Consider the following 14609-nt stretch of genomic DNA (forward strand, 5'->3'; position numbering starts at 1 on the left):
CGCTTCTTCTTCATCGCGTCGGTCATGCTCGGGAAGGCGGGCTGTTTCGGCATCGTCGGCGCTCCTCTCGCGGATACACAGACCCTATCAGATCACGCCCAGAGGCGAAGGTTCTTCAGACTTTCCTTAAGTAATCCGTCTAACGCGTTGCTCGACACACTGAGCGAAGAACGCCCGAACCTCTTCGTGGCTATCCACGACACACCACACAAGGGTATGTAATGACTTCGAAACCCATCGAACGCGAAGCTTTCGACCTTGTGATCCCTCAATTGAAGGCACAGGGGTATCGCGTCTACACTGAAGTCTCTCCGCAGTTGCTGCCGAAGGGACTCGGCAACTATCGACCCGACCTCCTCGCTATTGGACCCAGAAAGAACCTACTTGTTGAGATACGCCAAGGTGAGACTCTAGGTGAGATATCAAGGACCGTTCAGGAGTTCTTGAGAGAAAATCCCAATTGGGAAAGAAAGGTCTTTTTCTTTCAAGCTAGAAAAAGCGACGACCTGCAAGCCGTTGAAGAGAAGATCATCATCGAGGAATTATTTCGTTCGAAACAGTTGCTCAAAGATGGTCACAGCGGACCCGCGCTATTGGTCGCTTGGGCTAGCTTGGAAGCTACTGTGCGAAATCAAAGGTACAGCGAATTCAATAGGCCGCAGTCGCCCGGAAGAATTGTCGACAAGCTAGCAGAGGATGGAACAGTCACGCCAAATCAGGCTGACATGCTTCGCCGCCTTCTGAAAGCCAGAAACTCCTATATTCACGGCGTTCTCGATGTACGAATCGGGTACAACGATCTTCGGGACTTTTTGGCAATCGTGGCAAGTCTTCAAAGCCGAGCAATTGATCTGTTTTGAGTTTGGCGCATGTGGCCTGCGAATATGTTGACAGCTTACCACTCCCAACGCCCGCACTTCGCCCAAAGGGCCGCGCCCGACCCTGGGTGGGCGCGTCGCTCCGCCGGGTCTGCGCGGTTTATGGAGCAATCCACTGCAACGGCACCGCGTCTTGCCACGTCGCAATGCGCCCTCCCGGGGGGACTGAGAGGGGACCGTGGCCCCGGTGGGGCCGCGAAAGCCCCTCGAAGGGGCGCGGCCCGGGCTGGTTGCCCGGGCCAGGGTTTGGCAGGCGTTGCGCTCCGACGGTGGATCGGGCGGTTCCTGGCGGAGGTTTCGGACGTGACCAGGGCTGAGCGCTCGCAATAGCACATCGCCGGGCCGTGGAACGGCCCGGCGATGGTGCGGTGGCCTCGGGCCGCCGCTCTCAGGTCGGATCCGGGCGAGGCTTGCCCCGCCCGAACCGCGTGTCAGATATCAATGGACGACGGCATCCTGCGGCGGGTGCCGGTTGGTGGACCCGATATGGTCCCCCACGATCAGCCCCTCGACCCCGGCCGAGACATTGACCACGGAGCCGTCCATCACGTCGCCGGACAGGATCAACTCGGCCAATTCGTCCTGCAGCGCCTTCTGGATCACCCGCTTGAGCGGACGCGCCCCGAAGACCGGGTCGTAGCCCTCGTCCGCGAGCCATTTCCGCGCCGCCGCATCGAGCGAGAGCGTGATGCCGCGCCGTGCCAGCCGCCGGTCGAGATGGCCAAGCTGGATCTCGACGATACCGTCCATGTCCGCCCGGCTCAGCCGGTCGAAGATGATGATCTCGTCGAGCCGGTTGAGGAATTCCGGCCGGAAATGCGTTTTCACCGCATCCATCACGTCGCGGCGAGCCGCGCTCGTGTCCGCACCCTCCGGCAGCTGGCTGAGCGCCTGCGAGCCGAGGTTGGAGGTCAGCACGATCAGCGTCTGCTTGAAGTCCACCCGGTGCCCCTGACCGTCGGTCAGCACACCGTCGTCGAGCACCTGCAGGAGCACGTTGAACACGTCCGGATGCGCCTTCTCGACCTCGTCGAAGAGCAACACCTGGTAGGGCCGCCGCCGCACCGCCTCGGTCAGGACGCCGCCCTCGTCATAGCCGACATAGCCCGGCGGCGCGCCGATCAGACGGGCGACCGAGTGCTTCTCCATGAACTCCGACATGTCGATGCGGACCATCGCGCTGTCATCGTCGAAGAGATACTCCGCCAGCGCCTTGGTCAGCTCGGTCTTGCCGACGCCGGTCGGCCCGAGGAACAGGAACGACCCGAGTGGCCGGCCCTCCTCGTTGAGCCCGGCCCGCGCGCGGCGCACCGCGTTGGACACGGCGGTCACGGCCGTTTCCTGGCCGACCACCCGGCGCCCGAGTTCCTCTTCCATGCGCAGGAGCTTCTCGCGCTCGCCCTCGAGCATCTTCGAAGTCGGGATGCCGGTCCAGCGCTCCACCACCTCGGCAATCTGCTCGGGCCGCACGGCCTCCTCGACCATCAGCTGGTCCTCGGCATTCTCCGCCGACTCGAGCTGTTTCTCGAGCCCCGGGATGATGCCGTAGGAGAGCTCGCCCGCTTTGGCTAGGTTGCCCTCGCGCTTGGCGATGTCGAGCTCCGCCCGCGCCGCGTCGAGTTGTTCCTTGAGGTCGCGCGCGGATTCGAGCTTGTCACGCTCCGACTGCCACTGCGCCGTCATCTCGGCCGAGCGCTGCTGAAGGTTCGACAGCTCCTCTTCCAGCTTCTCCAGCCGGTTGATCGAGGCCGCATCGTCCTCCTTCTTGAGTGCCTCCGCCTCGATCTGGAGTTGCAGGATCTGCCGGTCGAGCTGGTCCAGCTCCTCGGGCTTGGAATCCACCTCCATCCGAAGCCGGCTCGCCGCCTCGTCCATCAGGTCGATCGCCTTGTCGGGCAGGAACCGGTCGGTGATGTAACGGTGGGACAGCGTCGCCGCCGCCACCAGCGCCGAGTCGGAGATCCGCACCCCGTGGTGCAGCTCGTATTTCTCCTTGATGCCGCGGAGGATCGAGATCGTGTCCTCGACCGTCGGCTCCTCGACCATCACCGGCTGGAAACGCCGCGCCAGCGCCGCGTCCTTCTCGACATGCTTGCGATACTCATCGAGCGTCGTCGCGCCCACGCAGTGCAGTTCACCGCGCGCCAGCGCCGGCTTCAGGAGGTTGGAGGCGTCCATCGCCCCGTCCGCCTTGCCCGCGCCCACAAGCGTGTGCATCTCGTCGATGAAGAGTATGATCTCGCCGGCGGCCGCCGTCACTTCCGACAGCACCGATTTCAGGCGCTCCTCGAACTCGCCGCGATATTTCGCGCCGGCGATGAGCGCGCCCATGTCGAGCGCCATCAGTTTCTTGTTCTTCAGGCTCTCCGGCACGTCGCCATTGACGATCCGCAGCGCGAGGCCCTCGGCGATGGCGGTCTTGCCGACGCCCGGCTCGCCGATCAGCACCGGGTTGTTCTTGGTCCGGCGCGAGAGCACCTGCATCGAGCGGCGGATCTCCTCGTCGCGGCCGATGATCGGGTCGATCTTGCCCGCGCGCGCCGCCTCGGTCAGGTCACGCGCGTATTTCTTCATCGCCTCGTAGCCCTCTTCCGCGCTCGCGGTGTCGGCGGTGCGCCCCTTGCGCACATCGTTGATCGCGGCGTTGAGCCCCTGCGCGGTCACGGCACCGGCCTCCAGCGCCTCCTTGGCGCCCGAGCGCACGACCGCCAGCGCGGTCAGGATCCGTTCCACGGGAACGAAGCTGTCACCTGCCTTGGAGGCGATCTTCTCCGCCTCGTCGAGCACCCGGCCGAGCTTCTGGTCGAGATAGACCTGCGCCCCGTCGCCCGACACTTTCGGCATCTTGGCAAGCGCCGCGTCGACAGCCTCGAGCACGCGCTCCGGCGATCCGCCCGCGCGCTTGATAAGGTTCGAGGCCAGCCCCTCCTCGTCGTCCAGGAAAGCCTTCAGAAGATGTTCGGGCACCATCCTCTGGTGCTCCTCGCGCATCGCGATCGTCTGCGCGGCCTGAAGGAACCCGCGCGACCGCTCCGTGAACTTCTCCATGTTCATCGGTCATTCTCCTTGTCCAAGCGCCCGTTTTCGAACGGCCCACCACGCGGCACCGCCCATCTGGGCCTTCGGGATCAATCTGGGGTGCCGCCTGGTGCGCTGCAAGGCCGATGTTGCATTTTTGCCATCCGCCCCGACGCTTCGTCCTTGTCGCACTCGCGCCGTCCGACTAAGCAGGCGCGAGCCGGCAAAGGAGAACCCCCATGTCCGATGACCGCCTGATCGTCGCCCTCGACGTCCCCAACGCCCTGGCCGGGCTGGAACTGGCAGGCCGGATCGGCGACGCCGTTTCCTTCTACAAGATCGGCCTCGGCATGCTGACGGGCGGGGGGCTGGCGCTCGCAAACGAGCTGAAGGGCGAGCACGGCAAGCGCATCTTCCTCGACATGAAGCTGTTCGACATCGGCGCGACGGTGGAGGCGGCGGTGCGCGGGCTGGCGCAGTTCGACCTCGACTTCCTCACTGTCCACGGCGACCCGCATGTCGTCCGCGCCGCCTGCGAGGGCCGGGGCGGCAAGGAGATGAAAATCCTCGCCGTCACCATCCTGACCTCGCTCGACCGGAGCGACCTCGACGCGAGCCTGATCAAGCCCGGCGATCTGCAGGAGATCGTCCTCGAACGCGCGGCCATTGCCTTCGCGGCCGGCGCCGACGGGGTCATCGCTTCGCCGCAAGAGGCACCCCTGATCCGTGCCCTGCCCGAGGCGGAGGGGCGGCTGATCGTGACACCGGGCGTGCGGCCGGCCAATGCTGCACTCGGCGACCAAAAGCGCGTGACCACCCCGGCCGAGGCGATCGCCGGCGGCGCCGATCACATCGTCGTCGGCCGCCCGGTCTGGCAGGCCGAGAATCCGCGCGCCGCCGCCGAGGCGATCCTGCACGAGCTCTTGAGCCCGCAGGCCCGGCAACCAAACCGCTGACACGGAGTCTGGTTGTTCGGTTCCGACGATTCATCCTGTTGCCTGGAACAGACCTGCGAACCCAGCATCATGGAGCCGCTCCGTGCCTGGCCCTTTTGGTCAGGACACGTCCAACTTCGCCAGAAGCCTGGTGAGTGCCGTCACCTGCTGATCCCCCAGCCCCGCATCCATGCCCCGCTGAAGCAGGTCACGCAGCAGCCGTGGCAATTCATCGGGTGCGCCGAGGGCGCGGCAGGTGCCGAGCACATCCTCGAAAGCTGCGTGATAGACGCCGAGCGACGCCGGCGGATCGGCGAAGTTCCCGTCCGGTACTGTCGCCGCGAAGAGGTCGAAATAGTCATGCACGATCCGGATCGTCAGAGGGAGCACCTCGACATAGTCCTTCATCGAAATGCCGGCCTTCTCGCACAGGATCGCGCCATAGATCATGCCGAACATGAACCCTTGTCGCGGCAGCACCAGCGACGCGTAGATCGCCGCCAGCGCGATTGGGTCCTCTCCGATCCTGGCCGATGCGCCGCCCAGCGTGGTCAGGATCTCGCTGCAGCGCGCCCAGGTCTCTTCGCGCCCCACGACAAGTATCGCGCTGTCCGCGCTGCCGATATCCTTGGGGAAGACCGAAATCATCCCGATCAGGCAGTCCGCGCCACGCGCGTGGATCCAGTCCATCAGAGAATTCGCCTCGGCGGACTCCCCTGTGCTGAGCTCGATGATCGTCTTTCCCGACAGCGCGGCGGGCTCGGCCCCGAGCAAGGCGCGCGTATCGCCGTGAGAGCGAATGCAGGTGATTGTGACATCGCTTGCCCGGATAGCCTCGGACGGAGAGGCCGCCAGCGTTGCGCCCGCCTCGACAAGGCGCGCGGCCTTGTCGGCGGTTCGGTTCCAGACGGTCAACCGGTAGCCGTTGTCGAGGAGTTCCCGAGCCAATGCGGTGCCCATGGCTCCGAGGCCGATGACAGAAACCGATTGCATGGTGCCCTCCCCCTGCGCGTGTCCGGCAGGGTCAGGATAGCAAATTCCGGCGCGCGGCTCCAAATTGCGGGGCCGGACCGCGGTGTGGCAGTGGGCCCGGCGGCGCGTCAGGTCTCGATGATGTCGTGGTCGAAGAGCTTGACCGAACCGCCATCGCTCAGACGATCGTGACCGAACTGGGCCGCTCGCAGGACTGGAAGCTCAATCTCGGAAGAACGCGCCGGCGAGACATCGGCCGCCTCGCGGCAATGGCCGACGCGACGACAAGATTGCCGTTTCTGGATGCCCGGCTGGGATAGCGACCCGTGAAGTGTGCCTCGTTTGTCATCGCGCATTTCCACCACCCACATCCGACTCAACCAACCACTGGACCTTCGAGAAAAACCGATGAGAACGCTCCACATGATCCAAGGGGTTTCCACGCTGGCGCTCGGCTTCTGCGTCGCGGTGACTGCGGTTGCCGATGCCTGCACCGGCATAACCCTCACAGCCGAGGACGGCAGCGTCATCCATGCCAGGACGGGTGAATTTGGCACCCCGTTGGATGTGCGCATCCTGATCATGCCAAGCGGCATCACCCAGACCGGCGGTCAGGTGACAGCGTCGAAGCCGGCCAGTTGGACGGCCAAGTATGGCTTCGTCGGGGTAAATGCCCACGGCGCACCGGCCGCACTCGACGGGATAAACGAGGCAGGACTCGCGGCCGGGGCCTTCTACTTTCCCGACTATGCCGACTACGCAACGGTATCCTCGGCCGACGACGGGACCGTCGTGAGCCCGCTCCTGTTCGTTAACTGGGTGCTGACCAATTTTGCGACCATCGAGGAGGTCCGCGCCGCCCTGCCCGGCATCAAGGTCTCGGGTGCGCCGCTTGCGGACTGGGGTGGGATCGTCGCGCCTTTTCATTGGATCGTACAGGACCCGTCGGGCGAATCCATCGTCATCGAACCGGTTGACGGGCAGCTCAAGGTCTATGACGACCCGCTCGGAGTGATTACCAATGCGCCCACCTTCGACTGGCATTTGACCAACCTTCGGAACTTCATCTACCTCAGCCCGCTGAATGTCCCCCCGGTTACACTCGACGGGCTCGAGCTGAAGCAGCTCGGCCAGGGCTCGGGTCTCGCCGGACTGCCCGGCGATTTCACTCCACCCTCCCGCTTCGTGCGCGCTGTCGTCTTTTCCCAAACGGCATTTCCATCCGCAACCGGCCCCGAAGCGGTGGAAGAGGCGTTTCATATCCTCAACCAGTTCGACATTCCGCGTGGAGCAGTCGTCGGGGTAGACGACGGCAAGCCCCAGGCGGACATAACTCAGGCCACGGTCGCCGCCGACACCAGGGCGCGGAAGTTCTACATGCACACCTTCAAGAGCCGGCAGATCCAGATGATCGACCTCTCCAAGATTGACTTCGAAACGATCGGCGTGGTCCAGATCGATCCGCCGTCGACGGAAAGGATCGAGGACGTGACACCGGTGAACTGAGCGCCTTGGCCGCCTGTCACGCAGGCGGCCATCCGCATCCGCAGCTCCTGACCGTCAGTTCTCGTTGATGTCGTGGTCGAAGAGCTTGACCGAACCGCCGCCACGCAGTCCGAAGACCCGGCGCATCACGAGCCAGGCGATGACCGACAGCACCGCGAAAACCACGAGCAACAGAGCGACTGACCCGCTCATCGCCGCGGCGAAGGGACCGCCCACGGCGAGGAGGAGCGCGACCGCGCCCGCGCCCACCGCGAAGCCAAGAAAGATCCAGCCGGGCACGACAACTTCGAGGATGGCGAGCACGAGCCCCGCCACCGCCCAGACCCACCATTCGTTCCAGACCTGAGACATCGCCGTCAGCTCCTTCCGCGCAGCATCTTGAAAGCGTCGCCAAAGGCCTCGAGCGCGTTGGCCGGGAGCACGATCGTCTGCTTGCCGCTGCCGTCGCCGAGCTTGTTCAGCGCCTCGACCTGTTTCAGCGCCACCTGGTATTGCGCCGCTTCCAGCCCGTTGGCCCGGATAGCTTCCGCGACGACACCGGTCGCGTAGGCCTCCGCGTCGGCCTGAATCCGGCGCGCCTTGGCCACCTGCTCGGCGGCGTAGAGTTCCGCATCTGCGTTGAGCTCAATCGCGCGTTTTTGCCCCTCGGCCCGCGTCACCGCAGCGCGCCGCTCGCGCTCGGCATTGAGCTGTTGCAGCATCGCGTCCCGCGTCGCCTGGTCAAGATTGACGTCGAGGATCTCGGCCCGGGTCACCTCGATCCCCCAGTTATCCACCGCGTCCTCGACCGATGCCTTGATCTGGTTGATGAGTTGCGAGCGGTTCGACTGCACCTCGTCGAGGTCCATCTTGCCGATCTCGGCCCGCACGATGCCGGCCACGGTCGTGGCGATGGCGCCATCGACGTCGCGGATCCGGTAGACCGTCTTTTCCGGCTCGAGGATCCGGTAGAAGACGGACGTGTCGATCTGTACCAGCACGTTGTCCTTGGTGATCGCGTCCTGGGTCGCGTTGGGAAGCTGGCGCTCGAGGATAGAGACCCGGTGCGCCACTCGATCGAGGAAGGGCACGATCAGGTTCAGGCCCGGTCCCAGCACCGCGCGCAGCCGGCCGAAGCGCTCGACCACGTATTTCTCGGATTGCGGAACGATCCTCACGCCGAGGAAGACGCAGATGATGATGAAAACGGCCACCAGCAGAAGCACGATGGAACCGCCCGTCAACGAATAGAGGATCTCTTCAATCATGAACCCGTCCTGTCAATTGTCTGGCGCGACTATGCCTCCGGATCATGGCCACGCCTAGGTCACAAATCGACCAATCCGTGTCCCGCGCACAGTTCACCGGCGGCGGATCCGACCATGATGACACAGATCCGCCCGCCAAGCGATTGACGCTGTATCAGCCCACCGTAGCGGTCTCCTCGAGATACCTGCGCAGCCGGGTGCGCATATGCGGAACCGCGCGCTCCGAGGCGATGAACTCGGTCGCCGGCATCAGCCGCCACTCCTGCCCCTCGTCCCCGAACCGCACCTCACCCGGGTCGAACGTGTCGAGCCGGGCCGCGAAGAACCATGTGGCTCCCTGTCCGGGCAGCACGCCGCCATAGCGCCGACGCCAGCGGAGGCTCCACGGATCGAGCACGAGGCCAAGCTCCTCCCAGAGCTCCCGGAGCAAGCAGTCGAGCGGGCTCTCGTCCCCCTCCCGGCCACCGCCCGGCAGGTCCCAAAGGCCAGGAAAGGCGATGCCAGGGCGCTCGTCACGCAGGATCGTCAGCACGTCCGGGCCAACCAGAAGCGCCAGCTTCGCGCCCGAGAAGGCGTCGTCGGACATCTAGCCCATCCCCTCCCACCAGGTCGCGACACAGCTTTGCAGTTCGCGCACCGCATCCGGGCGAGTGACGAACTCGGCCACCGGCATCATCCGCCATTGCTGCCCCTCCTCACCGAAAGTGATCGCGGCCACCATCGGGGGCGTCAGCCGTGCGGTCAGGAAGAGCGCCTCGATCCGGTGCGGCTCGAACTTGACGAAACGCGCGGCGTCGCCGAACGCGTCCTGCGGCAGCGCAATTCCGAATTCCTCCCAGGTCTCGCGGATCGCACAGTCGAGCAGGGTTTCGCCCGTTTCGCGCACGCCCCCCGGCAGGTCCCAGAGGCCCGGATCGGGAATGTGGGCGAAGTCGTCACGCTGGTAACAAAGGATTTCACCACCGCACCAGGCGGCAACCTTTGCGCCGTAGAGGTCCGGCTCGGCCAGGAGCGTCTCGAATGTCATCGCGGTCACGTCCTGTCCCTCCCGAAACCTATCCGCAGGCACCATGGGCGCCTGCTCCGGTCCGTGCAAGGCGCAGGGTCGTGATCCGCCCCCTGCTTGCCGCCCTCCCCGCAGCCCGCTAAAGCAACCCGAAAGGATGGAGGCGGATCATGGCGAGCAACGGACCCGAGGCGGAACATCAGCGCGCGAGCTCGAAACGGGTGGGCGCGCTGCGGACGCTGTTTCCCTTCTTTGCTCCCTATCGGCGCTATGTGTTCCTCGCCGCCATCGCACTGGTCGTCACGGCGGGCGTCTCGCTAATCCTGCCCGTGGCCGCGCGGCGCGTGGTCGACGGGTTCGAATCCGGCGCCGTCGCCCTGCTCGATCGCTATTTCCTCGCCGCGATCGGCATTGCCGCGATCTTCGCCCTCGGCAGCGGCACCCGATACTACATCGTAACCCGGCTCGGCGAACGAGTTGTGGCAGATCTGCGCAAGGCGGTCTTCGAGCGGATGATCTCGATGAGCCCGGCCTGGTTCGAGAAGATCATGACCGGGGAGATCATCAGCCGGATTACCACCGACACGACACTGATCCTTCAGGTCGTCGGTTCCTCGATCTCCTGGTTCCTGCGCAACACGCTGCTTTTCGTTGGCGGCATGGCGATGATGTTCTTCACCTCCGGCAAGCTGACGCTGATGGTGCTGGCGATCATCCCTCTCGTCATCGTGCCGATCCTCGCCCTCGGCCGCCGTCTGCGCACGCTCTCGCGCGAGAACCAGGACTGGATCGCCCGAAGCTCCGGCAACGCCTCCGAGGCGTTGCAGGCGGCGCAAACCGTTCAGGCCTACAGCCACGAGGCCGCCAGCCGCGACCGCTTCGACGAGGTGACCGAGGCCAGCTACCGCGCCGCCAAGACGCGCATCGGGGTGCGGGCGGCTCTGACCATGATCATCATCTTCGTCGTCTTCTCCGGCATCCTCGGCGTGCTCTGGATCGGCGCGCGGGATGTCCGCGCCGGGGCGATGAGCGCCGGCGAACTGGTGCAGTTCCTGATCTATGCGGGCATCATGGCCGGTTCGGTCGCAGCCCTGTCGGAGATCTGGGGCGAGTTGCAGCGCGCCGCCGGCGCCACCGAGCGGCTGACCGAACTCCTCGGCGCCGAGGACACCGTCATCGACCCCGTCGCGCCCCGCGCCCTGCCCGCCCCTGTGCGTGGCGAGATCGCCTTCGAAGACGTGGTCTTCCACTACCCGAGCCGGCCGGGAGATGCCGCACTGAACGGCGTCTCCTTCACGCTCAAGCCGGGCGAGCAGGTCGCCCTCGTCGGTCCGTCCGGCGCTGGCAAGACGACGATCCTCCAGCTCCTCCTGCGCTTCTATGACCCGCAGCAGGGCGTGATCCGACTCGACGGGGTGGCGCTGCCGGAAATGGAGCGCGCCAGCTTCCGCCGGAACCTCGCGCTGGTGCCGCAGGACCCGGTGATCTTCGCCGAGACGGCCCGCGAGAACATCCGCTTCGGCCGTCCGGAGGCGACGGACGCGGAGGTCGAGGCCGCCGCCCGCGCCGCGCAAGCGCATGACTTCATATCCGCCCTGCCCGAGGGCTACGACTCCTATGTCGGCGAGCGCGGCGTAATGCTCTCGGGCGGCCAAAAACAACGCATCGCCATCGCCCGCGCGATCCTGCGCGACGCGCCGGTGCTGCTCCTCGACGAGGCGACCTCCGCCCTTGATGCGGCTTCCGAACGCGCCGTGCAGGAGGCCGTCGCGGCGATGAAGGAAGGCCGCACGACTCTGATCGTCGCCCACCGGCTCGCCACGGTGAAACAGGCCGACCGCATTCTCGTCTTCGAGGCAGGCCGCATCATCGCGGAAGGCACGCATGAGGAACTGGTCGCTCAGGGCGGCCTCTACGCGCGGCTGGCGCGGCTTCAGTTTACCGAAGGTCTGGCGGCGGAGTAAGCCGCCGGGATCGCCGAAACCCCGGGCGGCGGATTGCCGTCCTTTCACCGCGCCGCGCCAGCTGCCAAACCGCTGGACGAAATACGCGCCCGGTTGCCGGTCAAATCCGGTGGTTCTGCGGTTGCGCAAACCTAGATATCTGAGCGATACTTAATTTATCCCCGCTTTCATCCACCAGATGACAGGGAGGAAAGGGATGGGGTTCGCCAGCCTCGCCGACAGAGATGCCATTGACGCCGAAATGGCCTGGGAAGACCGCGATGTCTCCCGAACGATGTATCAGTTCCTGACGGCCGTAAAAGACGCACATGGCGCACGCCCGGCGGTCTCCTTCCAGCTGCGCGCCGACCCGGACGAGCCGGCCGAGACTCTCACCTGGTCGGAACTCCACGCCCGGTCGCTCCAGGCCGCGAACCTGTTCCGCGCGCTCGGCGTCGGCGAAGGCGACACCGTCGCCTGCGTCATGCCCAATTGCACCGAGATGGTCATTTCCCTGCTCGGAGGCTCCATCGCCGGCATCGTCAACCCGATCAACCCTCTGCTCGAGCCGGACCAGATTGCCGCAATCCTGCGTGAGACCAAGGCGCGGGTCGTGGTCACGCTGAAGAGCTTTCCTCGCTCCGACGTGGCCCAGAAGGTCGCCGAGGCGGTCGACCACGCGCCCGGCGTCAAGCATGTGCTCGAGGTGGACCTGTTGCGTTACGTGACCGGGCTCAGGAAACTGGTGATTCCGCTGATCCGGCCGAAGAATATCGTCCACCACACCGCCGCGATGCGCGATTTCGACCGCGAACTCGCCCGCCACCCGACTGACCGGCTGACCTTCGAGGACAGCGCCGGCGACCGTGTGGCGGCTTATTTCCACACCGGCGGCACCACCGGCATGCCCAAGGTGGCGCAGCACCTCTATTCCGGGATGGTCTACAATGGGTGGCTGGGCCAGCGGCTGCTGTTTTCCGAACGCGACGTGGTGATCTGTCCGCTGCCGCTCTTCCACGTCTTCGCTGTCGAGCCGATCCTGATGTCGATGATCGCCTCGGGCGCGCATGTCGTCTTCCCGACGCCGGCGGGCTACCGCGGCGAGGGCGTCTTCGACAATTTCTGGAAACTGGTCGAGCGCTGGAAAGTGACCTTCATGATCGGCGTGCCGACCGCCTTCGCCGCCCTCATGCAGCGCCCGGTAGACGCAGACATCTCGACGCTCAACCTGGCCTTTTCCGGCTCCGCGCCGCTTCCCACCGAACTCTACCACCGGTTCGAGAAAGCCACGGGCGTCGAGATCCTCGAGGGCTACGGGCTGACCGAATGCACGTGCCTGGTGTCGCTCAACCCGCCAGGCAGCGCCAAGAAGATCGGCTCGGTCGGCATCCCCTTTCCACATACCCAGGTCAGGATCCTGCAGCACGGAGAGGACGGCCCGCGGGAATGCGCAGTGGACGAGGTCGGCGAAATCTGCGTCGACAATCCCGGTGTCTATGCCGGATCGACCTATACCGAGGCCGACCGGAACCACGACCTGTTTCACCACGACGTCTACCTGCGCACCGGCGATCTCGGCCGCATCGACGCAGACGGCTATCTCTGGATCACCGGGCGGGCAAAGGACCTGATCATCCGAGGCGGCCACAACATCGACCCGGCGATCATCGAGGAGGCACTGGCGGGGCACGAGGCGGTGGCCTTCGCCGGCGCTATCGGCCAGCCCGATGCCTTCGCCGGCGAACTTCCCTGCGCCTATGTCGAGCTGGTCGCGGGCGCGAAGGTGACGAGCCGAGAGCTTCTGGACTACGTCCGGCCCCGGATCACCGAACGCGCGGCGGTGCCGAAATACCTCGAGATCCTCGACGAGTTGCCCAAGACCGCGGTCGGAAAGGTGTTCAAGCCGGACCTGAGAAAGATGGCGATCCGGCGGGTCTATGACGCGGCACTCGAGGAGGCGAGGCTTGCCGCCGAGGTCGCCGAGGTGGTCGAGGACAGGCGGCGCGGCCTCGTCGCGCGCCTGCGTCGGACCGGCACGGTGGACGAAGACGCGGTCCGCCGCCTGCTCGGCGCGTACACCTGCCCATGGGAATGGGCGGATTAGCCGGACATGGCGCGAAGCCTCAGGACCGGTCCGTCGGACATTGCATCCCCGGCGCCTTCGCGTAACGTGGTCGGATCCACGCCGGGCGCCTGCCCTGCGGTGACGGCGGAATGTCCATCCCGCCCGACCCCGGCCCCGGTTCACGCCAGCGCAAGGGGAACGACAACATGGCGACCATCCTGATTACAGGCCCGAACAGGGGTATCGGTCTCGAACTCTGCCGGCAGTACAACGCGCGCGGCGACGACGTTATCGCCGTCTGCCGGACACCCAGCCCCGAACTGGAGGCGCTCGGTCTCCGCATCGTCGAGGGGATCGACGTCAGCGAGGGGGAGGCCGTCGACCGGTTGCGGCGAGAGATAGGCGATCAGGCGCTGGATGTGCTGGTCAACAATGCCGGGATTCTCCGGACCGACAGTTTCGGCGCCATCGACTACGACTCGATGCTGGAGCAGTACCGTGTCAACGCACTCGGTCCGCTGCGGGTCACCGAAGCACTCGCCGGCAACCTCAGGGACGGATCGAAGGTCGCCATTGTATCCAGCCGCGTCGGCTCGATCGCCGACAACGGGTCGGGTGGAATCTACGGCTACCGGGCTTCCAAGACAGCGGTCAACCAGATCGGCACCAACCTGATGCACGAGCTGAAGCCGCGCGGCATCGCCGTCGCGCTGCTCCACCCGGGTATGGTCGCAACCGAAATGACCGGTGCCCAGGGCATCGCCCCGGCCGAGGCGGCGCGCGGGCTCATCGCCCGTATCGACGCGCTGAGCCTCGAGACCAGTGGCGGGTTCTGGCATGCCGAGGGGTATGAACTGCCCTGGTAAGGATCTGCTGCCGCTTCGGCCGCCGTCACAGTCCGCTCGGGTGAAAGCTAGAGCGTTCCCAAGCTGATCGGATTCAGGATTCCCAAGATGTGGCGCCCATGGTTCTCTGTTTGTGAGGCAGATATAGGGGGTAGGAATGGGCAAGCCACATCCTATGGAATTGCGGGAGCGCG

Annotated in this window: 14 protein-coding genes; 7 read left to right on the forward strand and 7 right to left on the reverse strand. The window is 65.4% G+C overall.

Annotated features, from left to right (window positions below):
- A partial coding sequence (locus EU800_RS27325) for a hypothetical protein (protein WP_207209989.1) occupies positions 1–222 on the forward strand: 222 nt, incomplete at its 5' end.
- Entirely contained in the window at positions 222–860 is a 639-nt protein-coding gene (locus EU800_RS23950) for a hypothetical protein (protein ID WP_129636018.1), read from the forward strand. The genes EU800_RS27325 and EU800_RS23950, both read left to right, overlap by 1 nt.
- 456 nt (positions 861–1316) lie before the next feature.
- Here EU800_RS23950 and clpB read toward each other — a convergent pair whose 3' ends face one another.
- A complete protein-coding gene (gene clpB / locus EU800_RS23955) occupies positions 1317–3932 on the reverse strand; it encodes an ATP-dependent chaperone ClpB (protein ID WP_129636019.1) in 2616 nt (871 codons plus the stop codon).
- A gap of 203 nt (positions 3933–4135) precedes the next feature.
- On the opposite strand from clpB, the gene pyrF reads away from it, so the two are divergent.
- Complete coding sequence (pyrF, locus tag EU800_RS23960; protein ID WP_129636020.1) at positions 4136–4852, forward strand: orotidine-5'-phosphate decarboxylase; 717 nt, start codon at positions 4136–4138, stop codon at positions 4850–4852.
- Positions 4853–4951: 99 nt separating this feature from the next.
- On the opposite strand, the gene EU800_RS23965 is transcribed toward pyrF, so the two are convergent.
- Positions 4952–5824: an NAD(P)-dependent oxidoreductase gene (locus EU800_RS23965; protein ID WP_129636021.1), complete on the reverse strand. Its 873-nt coding sequence runs from the start codon at positions 5822–5824 to the stop codon at positions 4952–4954.
- 107 nt (positions 5825–5931) lie between these two features.
- Complete coding sequence (locus tag EU800_RS23970) at positions 5932–6228, reverse strand: hypothetical protein (protein ID WP_207209990.1); 297 nt, start codon at positions 6226–6228, stop codon at positions 5932–5934.
- Here EU800_RS23970 and EU800_RS23975 point away from each other — a divergent pair.
- On the forward strand, positions 6227–7309 hold the full coding sequence (locus tag EU800_RS23975; RefSeq protein ID WP_165354825.1) for a linear amide C-N hydrolase: 1083 nt from the start codon (positions 6227–6229) through the stop codon (positions 7307–7309). The two genes, EU800_RS23970 and EU800_RS23975, sit on opposite strands and share 2 nt — an antisense overlap.
- Positions 7310–7363: 54 nt before the next feature.
- Here EU800_RS23975 and EU800_RS23980 read toward each other — a convergent pair whose 3' ends face one another.
- From EU800_RS23980 to EU800_RS23995, 4 genes are all read right to left on the reverse strand, one after another.
- Entirely contained in the window at positions 7364–7660 is a 297-nt protein-coding gene (locus EU800_RS23980; protein ID WP_129636024.1) for an NfeD family protein, read from the reverse strand.
- A gap of 5 nt (positions 7661–7665) precedes the next feature.
- Positions 7666–8556: an SPFH domain-containing protein gene (locus EU800_RS23985; protein WP_129636025.1), complete on the reverse strand. Its 891-nt coding sequence runs from the start codon at positions 8554–8556 to the stop codon at positions 7666–7668.
- Between the two features lie 154 nt (positions 8557–8710).
- A complete protein-coding gene (locus tag EU800_RS23990) occupies positions 8711–9142 on the reverse strand; it encodes an NUDIX hydrolase (RefSeq protein WP_129636026.1) in 432 nt (143 codons plus the stop codon).
- Complete coding sequence (locus tag EU800_RS23995) at positions 9143–9583, reverse strand: NUDIX domain-containing protein (protein WP_129636029.1); 441 nt, start codon at positions 9581–9583, stop codon at positions 9143–9145.
- A 149-nt stretch (positions 9584–9732) separates the two neighbouring features.
- Here EU800_RS23995 and EU800_RS24000 point away from each other — a divergent pair, with 149 nt between their 5' ends.
- From EU800_RS24000 to EU800_RS24010, 3 genes are all read left to right on the forward strand, one after another.
- Positions 9733–11526: an ABC transporter transmembrane domain-containing protein gene (locus EU800_RS24000; RefSeq protein WP_129636027.1), complete on the forward strand. Its 1794-nt coding sequence runs from the start codon at positions 9733–9735 to the stop codon at positions 11524–11526.
- A 196-nt stretch (positions 11527–11722) separates the two neighbouring features.
- The gene (locus tag EU800_RS24005) at positions 11723–13609 is read left to right on the forward strand and encodes an acyl-CoA synthetase (protein ID WP_129636028.1); all 1887 of its coding nucleotides are present in this window, start codon (positions 11723–11725) and stop codon (positions 13607–13609) included.
- A gap of 110 nt (positions 13610–13719) precedes the next feature.
- The gene (locus EU800_RS24010; protein ID WP_207209991.1) at positions 13720–14436 is read left to right on the forward strand and encodes an SDR family oxidoreductase; all 717 of its coding nucleotides are present in this window, start codon (positions 13720–13722) and stop codon (positions 14434–14436) included.
- Positions 14437–14609 lie beyond the last annotated feature (173 nt).

This window comes from Tropicimonas sp. IMCC6043 (assembly GCF_004146235.1).
Lineage (GTDB): Bacteria > Pseudomonadota > Alphaproteobacteria > Rhodobacterales > Rhodobacteraceae > Tropicimonas.

Bases quoted from the DNA above. Each gene is read 5' to 3' on its own strand.
- EU800_RS24010 (WP_207209991.1), top strand. From the start codon at position 13,720: ATGTCCATCCCGCCCGACCCCGGCCCCGGTTCACGCCAGCGCAAGGGG.
- EU800_RS23990 (WP_129636026.1), bottom strand. From the start codon at position 9,142: ATGTCCGACGACGCCTTCTCGGGCGCGAAGCTGGCGCTTCTGGTTGGC.
- pyrF (WP_129636020.1), top strand. From the start codon at position 4,136: ATGTCCGATGACCGCCTGATCGTCGCCCTCGACGTCCCCAACGCCCTG.
- EU800_RS24000 (WP_129636027.1), top strand. From the start codon at position 9,733: ATGGCGAGCAACGGACCCGAGGCGGAACATCAGCGCGCGAGCTCGAAA.
- EU800_RS23970 (WP_207209990.1), bottom strand. From the start codon at position 6,228: ATGTGGAGCGTTCTCATCGGTTTTTCTCGAAGGTCCAGTGGTTGGTTG.
- EU800_RS23980 (WP_129636024.1), bottom strand. From the start codon at position 7,660: ATGTCTCAGGTCTGGAACGAATGGTGGGTCTGGGCGGTGGCGGGGCTC.
- EU800_RS24005 (WP_129636028.1), top strand. From the start codon at position 11,723: ATGGGGTTCGCCAGCCTCGCCGACAGAGATGCCATTGACGCCGAAATG.
- clpB (WP_129636019.1), bottom strand. From the start codon at position 3,932: ATGAACATGGAGAAGTTCACGGAGCGGTCGCGCGGGTTCCTTCAGGCC.
- EU800_RS23975 (WP_165354825.1), top strand. From the start codon at position 6,227: ATGATCCAAGGGGTTTCCACGCTGGCGCTCGGCTTCTGCGTCGCGGTG.
- EU800_RS23950 (WP_129636018.1), top strand. From the start codon at position 222: ATGACTTCGAAACCCATCGAACGCGAAGCTTTCGACCTTGTGATCCCT.
- EU800_RS23965 (WP_129636021.1), bottom strand. From the start codon at position 5,824: ATGCAATCGGTTTCTGTCATCGGCCTCGGAGCCATGGGCACCGCATTG.
- EU800_RS23995 (WP_129636029.1), bottom strand. From the start codon at position 9,583: ATGACATTCGAGACGCTCCTGGCCGAGCCGGACCTCTACGGCGCAAAG.
- EU800_RS23985 (WP_129636025.1), bottom strand. From the start codon at position 8,556: ATGATTGAAGAGATCCTCTATTCGTTGACGGGCGGTTCCATCGTGCTT.